Below are 8010 nucleotides of genomic sequence, written 5' to 3'. Positions count from 1 at the left end.
GTATACGTTCCTGCAGGAGTTCCCGCATTTACGCTTACCGCTCCGGTTGAAGTATTGAACGACAATCCTGCCGGAACAGCTCCGGGAGCAGTAGAAATTGTTACTGTACCTGACGTAATTGGCGAACCGTTCAACGTGTCGTTTAATACTACGTTGGCAATAGCCTGGCCACCTGTCAAACCATTTACAGGAGTTGCAGTAGCGTCGTTATTGGCTACGATAACATTCACAGGAGTTGTTGTTGTTGAATCTGTGTTATCTGTTGTATCAGGGTCATTTTCATCGCCATCAACAGTAGCAGTATTCGTATGGTTTCCGGTAGCATTGACAGTAGCGGTAATTACTAAAGTCTGGATTGCTCCATTAGCTAAGTTCCCTACTGTCCATAGTCCTGTTGCGGAAGCATAGGATTGTCCTGCTGTATGCGAAACATACGTATATCCTGAAGGAAGCTGGTCTGTTACCAATACGTTGGTTGCATTACCCGGTCCGTTATTGGTTACAACCAAAGTAAATTCTACTTGTGAGCCAACATTTGGTGTTGCATTGTTTACAGTCTTGACAATTTCCAAATTCGCATCTGCATCCGGAGCAACCGTTACGTCATCTGTATTATCACCCGGAACCGGATCATTTTCTGTACCTGTTACGGTAGCTACGTTCGTATAGTTTCCTGTAGCATTTACCGTTGCAGTAACAGTCATTGTTCGTGTAACTCCGTTAGCTATGTTTCCTATTGTCCAGATTCCCGTACCACTGTTGTAAGTACCGGCAGTAACAGTTGAAGAAACATAAGTAAAACCTGTTGGCAACTGGTCTGTAACTACTACTCCTGTAGCAGCATTTGGCCCGTTGTTCGTCACGGCAATTGTAAAAGTTACCGATTGCCCGATTGTAGGCACTGTAACATTTGCCGTTTTCACAATTGTAAGGTCGGCTATAGCGGCAACATTCAGGTTGTTGTATTTAATATTATTACAGTTTTCAACTGCTGTTCCGTTTCTACATTCCAAATGCGGGTCGGTTGGTGGTGTTGTGCCAGGATGAGTGGCATCAATATCTGTTACGTCAGCCGGGCGTATAATTGAAGCTTCCACATTTAAAGGTTGTCCTGCTAAAGATGAACCTACAGTTCCTGTAATCGTAAATACGATTTCTGAACCGTTTGTCATATTCAGGTCAGCTATATAGTTGCCCGAAACCGGGTCAACAGCTCCGCTCACTACTACAACAGTTCCCTGGCTATTTACATAAGTAACTCCCGTTATTGTAAATCCGGCCGGAACAACAAAGGCAAAGCCTGAACCTGTCACGTCGCTTGGCCCATTATTTTTTACTACTACATTATAGTTGACTTGTTGTCCAACAGCTACAGTGGTAGTTGAAGGCGTAACGCTTACCACTTCCAAATCAGCCGCTGCAACAATAATATCGAGTGTTTTTATAATTACTTCTCCCGGAACAAAACTCCAGGTATCTAATGATTTTTCGTTACCAAAACTTGAACCTCCATCTCCATTATTTCCTGTTCCAGAACTACCCATCGTGTATCTTCCCCATTTATGTCCGTTGCTGTTACTTGAAATACCAGCTATTCCGGAAGCAGTAGGGTTTGATTGTGTATTTGCGTTTCCGCCCTGAACATTTGAATCATCCCAATATACCAAATCTCTATTTGGTGTATAAAGGTTATAACTGCTGTTCAGTTGCTCAATAATAATACCTCCCGGATTAATTTCCATATCTATGAAAGGGAAATGGACTTCGGCACCAAACAGCTGTACTCTGATTTCTCCAATATTGGTATTGGCCGGCAGCGTATTCCCTGCCCCGTCACGTCCGTCCCAAAAAACAGTATTGGTCCCCATATTACAGTTTCCTGTTATAGTTCTGGTAGGGAAAGCTCCCAGTATTTCAATTCTGTATGTTCCTGAAAGGTTAGAATCGAAACCAATATAAGCTCCCTTGTTACCAGAACGGTTCGGGGTTCCTTCTGCACCTGTATAAGTGATGTTTGTAGCCGTAGGCGTAATCACAGTGTTTTTTAACCAGGTTGTTACGCTTAAAGTAGTACTTACTGCCTGAGTTGCACTTGAAGGCAAATCGGCAGCAGGCGTTGTATAAAATATTTTATGTGTAACGTTATTAGCATCGTCCTGACTTCTAGGGTCATGAACTCTAAAATCAGCACTTGAAGGACTTGAAAGGTTCAAACTCTTGTATGAAGGATTTCCAGTAGCATCCAAAAAACCTTTATTATTTACAAAAAAAGTAAACCCAACTCCATTCGAGCCGTTATTGGTTACTCTATAGGCAATTCCGTCACGTGTTAAAACAGTAAATTTGCCATAGAAGGCTTTATTAGCCTGAAATGAACTTCCCTGTATGTGCAAATTAAATACGTTTGAATATACACGTCCGGAAATCCAATTGGAATTAGCTGCATTTCTTACGGAAATATCCCAGGCAGCTATCAATTCTGTATTGTTTCCTTGCGTCCAGTTAGCATCAGCAGCAACATCCACAACACTTGGTGTAGAGCTGCTGGTTTCAGAACCCGAAGGTAAAAATTCTACTTTCCAGATTCCCGCCTGTCCGGCACCAACTGTGACCGAATAAGGTGTGTATCGGTCACCTCCGGCTCCTTGTCCTGGATATTGCGGTCCGGCTAATTCACCGGCACGGTTAGGAATTTGACCTGTTGTATTCGCAGCAGACAAGAATTGAGTCCCGTCTGGTGCTATCAACCTGATACGTCCATTACCAATGTTTTGGGCGCTAGATCCTGTCGCAATAGTTTCTCCCACCTGGGCATAGACATAATGCGTTCCTAAAGTTTTAAAAGGCCAGGAATTGATGGTGGTTCCTCCGGCCGTATAGCTATTACTATACAGGAAAGCACGGTTACCCACTACTCCGGATGGATAAAGGTCCTTACTTCCATCTGCATAAGCTGCATTCCAGAAGCTGGCCATCGTCAGAAGGAAAACAAGCATTAAGATATTTTTTACTCTTAATGCAGCATTCCCAAACATGACATTTACCTGTCGATAGGGCAAGAATCTGCCTTGACAACTGTAGTTTTTGTTCATCTTTATGGTTTTAATTGTTTTAATTGAAAATCGGGGAAAACAGTTTTTTGGTGGTGGCAAACGGTTTATTAAGAGCGATTTAAAGAATAAAGTTTTTACACATACGCAGATTGGTTTGATTAATAAATGGTTAGACACAACTATCTGGCTGACGGACAACCCGATTGTGCAAATTTCTTTACTATACTGCGTAGGCCGTGTAGACAATGCATACAGCATTTGTAGAATAAATTCTACAAATTTGGCTTATGATTTCCGGTTGTGGATTTAGTTAATTGGCCTGATGAAGGTGATGTAGTAAATAATTCCCGCCAGACCGGCTCCGGCAAAAGGCGACAGCCATAAAGACAACGCTTCTATTGATCCATGATTTCCATAGAATAGCAATTCTGCAGCAGTAATGGCCGGATTTAGCGGATAATTGGTAATAGACATATTGACAAAATTGGCCATAAAAACAGTTATTGCCATAATAGAAGCCACATACAACTTACTCTTTTTCAAATAGGTCAAACCCAAAAAAAGCAATAAAATAATAAACATCAGTACGCTTTGGCATACTGTCGATAACATTAATCCTTCCTCGTATCCCAACACTGTCGGCTTAATGAACATCCCGGAAATTGTTCCGCCTTTTTGCGAAAACAGATAAAACCCCAGAAAGGTTGCCAGAATCCCTCCTGCTACATGCATACAGGTATAAGCAATAAGTCGGTTGAAACCTATTCTGTTGGCAATAAAAAAACCAACCGAAATAGCAGGATTATAATGGGACCCTGATATAGGATAGAAAAAGAAAGTAGCCAAAAAAGTAAGGATACCTATAGAGAGGCATAGTAGCAGCTGATTGAAAAAATTATCTTGAAAAAATGGGATAAGCATTGCCGCTACAACAAAAAAAGTCAATAAAAATGTTCCTGCAAATTCTGCAAGAATGCTCGCTAATTGCACTTTAGCGAACATCTTTTTATGCCCGGAGGCAAATGTTGGTAAACTCATAAAAATTTAGTGGAATAATAGCAAGGGAAAGAAATCTTTCCCTTGCATCAAGTAATCAAAACCTATAAAAATTAATCGGGTTAAATCATTTACTAAATTCCATATTGACATTGGAAAAAATTGTGGCTCATATAAATACTTATTGTAGAATTAATTCTACAACACCATTCGGCATTTTTCATGCTGAACTTTGTAATATTGAGCAATGGATTTCCCTTATCGGATAGCGCTGATTAAGCCACTGATTTCCATCTGCTAAAAATGCCATTTTCTAAACCACTATACCTGTTGTTTGCTGTATTTTTCAGCATCTCTACCCTTTTTTCACAACAAGAAAACCGGGAGTATGACATCATATGGCATTCTGCAGATGATAACAGCCTTCCACAAAACAGTGTCAAGTCAATCATCCAGGACAAATATGGTTTTTTATGGCTTTCAACAGAAAACGGATTGGTGCGCTATGATGGCAGTAAGTTCAAAGTTTTCAATATTGAAAATCTAAAAGGACTGGGAACGAACAGGATAAGCTATTTCAGAGGAACAGTTTCTACCGACAGTATTTATGCGTTGAGCGACTTTACAGATCTGATACTCATAAAAAACAACAGACCTTCTGTTATTCCAAAACATAAAATCCCGGAATCTTTCCGCCTGACCAACCACCTCCACAAAGGCAAAAGAGTTTACGTTCATAAGATTTACAAAACAGACAATAGCTATTTCAGCCTGGAAAACGGGACCCTGGCTGCCTACACAAAAAACAATAAGAAACTTTGGGAAATAGAATATGAGTATGACCCTGACAATACGGAGTTCTTCTTACTCAACAATACTCTTTATTCTCATAAAAACGGAAAGTTTGTGCGGTTCGAAAACGGGAAAATTTTCCTCACCGCTATCGAAGGATTGCCAGCTACAGGATTTACCGTATTTCCAAATACTGTAGCACAACAAACCTTCATTACTTTTAACAATACGGTATATCTGCTGGAAAAGAACCAGGATAAATTAATCCTGAAAGTCCTGCTAAAGGATTTTAATATTTCTAAAAACAATATTATTTCGTATTACTATGATGTCCCGAATGACATCTTGTATTTGGGAAGCAGCACCGACGGACTGCTGATTGTCAAGAAAAAGAAATTCAACAGCATTATTGGCAATAATAAAAACGGAGTATATTATGCCCAGATTCCTCATGGAAATGATAGTTTTCTCTCTACAACCGGAGAAATATTCAGCTCATCGGGCGTGCAGAAACAACGTTTCTTCACCAAGGAGAATGACAATTACATCCTTCTCAAAGACCGTAACGGCGACCTCTGGACCAAACAGGACAACAGAATTTACCGACTTAATAAAAGTACCAACTTTACGACTTCCGATACCTGGTTTTTTGAAGACCGGGTCATTCTGCTTTTTGAAACACTAAAAGGAGAAATTCTGGCCGGAACAGCCACAAACGGTGCTCCCGCCGGAAAGCTTTTCAGACTGGAAGATACCGGACTATCAAAACCGAGTTTTAAACTTTATATGGTGGTTCCTTTTCATCCTACTTATATGCTTCAAATTGAAGATAATATCTTGTGGACAGGTTCGCATTTGGGCTTCCATAAAATTTATTTCCAGGAAAAAAAGGTTGAAAATATCAAGAAAATCTCCAATACTTATGTAAGGAGCATCTATATTGAAAACCCAAACGAAATATGGGTAACTACCTATGAAAAAGGGTTTTTCCTTTACAATCCGTACACCAAAAAAACAACCCATTTCCCTATTGACAAAAACAGGTATCTGCTTTCATCTCATTGCATTATTGAAGACCAGAATGGTTATTTATGGATTTCCACAAACAAAGGGCTTTTTCAGGCTTCAAAGAAAAACCTGTTGAATTATTCCAAGGGAAAAACAGATAATGTTTACTATCAGTATTATGACAAATCAGACGGATTTTACACCAACGAATTTAACGGAGGCTGCCAGCCATGTGGTCTGAAATTAGGAAACAACGCCCTCACATTTCCATCAATGCGAGGCAATGTATTATTCTTTCCTGAAAAAATAAAACTGCTTCTTCCTGATAATGAAATCTATTTTCAGGAAGCCGAAGTTGACAACCGGACACAGGAAATCAACAATGACACCTTGCTTTTGAAAAATAATTTTGGAAGGGTAAGGCTATTCATCAACAGTCCGTATTACGGAAACCCAAACAACCTGAATATTGAAATCCGCTTACAGGGACCTATTTCTCAAAAATGGACTTCTTTGAAAGGCGATGAGATTTCTTATACCTCACTCCCACATGGAACTTATTATCTTACAGCGCGAAAACTCACCGGTTTTGACTCTAATTATAAACACAAAACGCTCACCATAATTATCCCGCCGGCTTTCTACCAAACTATCTGGTTCAATATCCTGATGGTTTTATGCGGTTTGACCCTTATTTTTTATACCATCAAAATGAGAATCCGCTACATCAGGAGAAAAAATGTGCTTTTGGAAAAAAAGATTGCGGAACAGACTTTCCAATTACGCAATACCATCAGTACGCTAAGAAACACTAAAGAAAAACTTAGCGAGGAGATTATCAACCACAAAAAACTAATCCGAACGATTACGCACGACATCAAGAGTCCGCTCCGCTTTTTGGCATTAACCGGCAAGCATGCCTATCAGAACAGTAACAATATAAAAGTAGTGGAAGAAGATTTAAAGTCTATTTACACTTCTTCTTTCCAGCTTTATCATTTTGTTGACAATCTTTTGGAATACACGAAAGTGAGCAAACAGGAAAACTCTTCCGAACCTTACAGTCTTTATACTCTTGCGGAAGAAAAAACAACCATCTTTTTAAATATTGCCTCTTCTCAAAAAACAGATATAATCAATAAAATTGACACTACTCTCGTACTATCAACCAACAAGCTGCTGTTGTCAATTATTATCCATAACCTGCTCGACAATGCCATTAAAAATACCTTTAACGGCAAGATTGTGCTTACTTCCGGTAAAAGAGATGAAAATATTTTTATCCGGATAAAAGATACGGGAAAAGGGATGTCGCCCGAACTTGTAGATTTTTACAATACCTCTAAAAACAATAAAACACAGGAAGGTGTCCGAAAAATAGGTATGGGATTACCAATGGTGGCCGAGCTCTTAATTATCTTAAACGGCAGTATGAATATTGAAAGTACGGTCCAACTAGGAACTGAAATAACCATCTGGCTGCAGGAAGAAAAAAGCAGCTAGTTTTCGTAAATCTTAAGGATTTCTACCAGACTGACTACATTGTTAATTCTTAACTTTTCAAAAATCCTGTTTTTGTAAGTACTAACTGTAGTCATTTGAATATTCAACTGGTTGGCTATTTCCAGATTGCCTTCTCCCCTTGCCAAAAGTCCGGCTACTTCAATTTCACGGTCAGAAAGGCTTTCCAACGGATTGATAGGAGTTTTATGCAGTACATTTTCCAGAATTTTCTCTTTGACTGTGGCACTGATATATTTTCCGGTTTCCATAACCGACTGTACCGCATTGATAATCTCGCTTTCTGAACTGTGTTTGTTCAGGAAACCATTGGCACCGGCATGGATATACCGAAGGGCATATTGCTCTTCATCATAGGCAGAAAACATCAAAACTTTCAGGTCTGGATAGGACAGCCTGATTTTTTCAATCATTTTGGTACTGTTGCCTCCCGGAAGATTGATATCTAAAAATAATAAATCGGGAACACTGGTTTTTAGCAGGTTCAATACAGACGTAAAACTTTCGGCGTGCTCAACCGTAATTCCATTGAAAGATTCTTTCAAAATCAATGAAATTCCGTGACGGACTACACTGTGGTCGTCAGCCAGTAGTATTTTTTTCAACTCTGTTGCCATTTAGGGGTATATTTGCAAATCAA

At 39.6% G+C, this 8010-nt stretch carries 3 protein-coding genes and 1 pseudogene; 1 reads left to right on the top strand and 3 read right to left on the bottom strand.

Going from position 1 to position 8010, the window contains the following annotated elements; all coding sequences use genetic code 11:
- Window positions 1-3092, bottom strand: a pseudogene (locus BGO88_RS02060) (hypothetical protein); the annotation flags it as partial.
- Window positions 3093-3359: 267 nt separating this feature from the next.
- A complete protein-coding gene (locus tag BGO88_RS02055; RefSeq protein WP_286705770.1) occupies window positions 3360-4091 on the bottom strand; it encodes an aquaporin in 732 nt (243 codons plus the stop codon).
- Between the two features lie 261 nt (window positions 4092-4352).
- On the opposite strand from BGO88_RS02055, the gene BGO88_RS02050 reads away from it, so the two are divergent.
- Window positions 4353-7352 (top strand): ligand-binding sensor domain-containing protein, encoded by a 3000-nt coding sequence (locus tag BGO88_RS02050; RefSeq protein ID WP_286705769.1) that lies wholly within the window; start codon window positions 4353-4355, stop codon window positions 7350-7352.
- On the opposite strand, the gene BGO88_RS02045 is transcribed toward BGO88_RS02050, so the two are convergent.
- Complete coding sequence (locus BGO88_RS02045; RefSeq protein WP_056073792.1) at window positions 7349-7987, bottom strand: response regulator; 639 nt, start codon at window positions 7985-7987, stop codon at window positions 7349-7351. The two genes, BGO88_RS02050 and BGO88_RS02045, sit on opposite strands and share 4 nt — an antisense overlap.
- Between the last annotated feature and the right edge of the window lie 23 nt (window positions 7988-8010).

Origin of the sequence: Flavobacterium sp. 38-13 (assembly GCF_001899155.1) — a bacterium.
Lineage (GTDB): Bacteria > Bacteroidota > Bacteroidia > Flavobacteriales > Flavobacteriaceae > Flavobacterium > Flavobacterium lindanitolerans.
Note: the sequence above shows the minus strand (reverse complement) of the source record. Positions and strands in the feature narration are given on the sequence as shown.

Coding starts and splice junctions, on each gene's coding strand:
- BGO88_RS02055 (WP_286705770.1), bottom strand. CDS start 4,091: ATGAGTTTACCAACATTTGCCTCCGGGCATAAAAAGATGTTCGCTAAA.
- BGO88_RS02050 (WP_286705769.1), top strand. CDS start 4,353: ATGCCATTTTCTAAACCACTATACCTGTTGTTTGCTGTATTTTTCAGC.
- BGO88_RS02045 (WP_056073792.1), bottom strand. CDS start 7,987: ATGGCAACAGAGTTGAAAAAAATACTACTGGCTGACGACCACAGTGTA.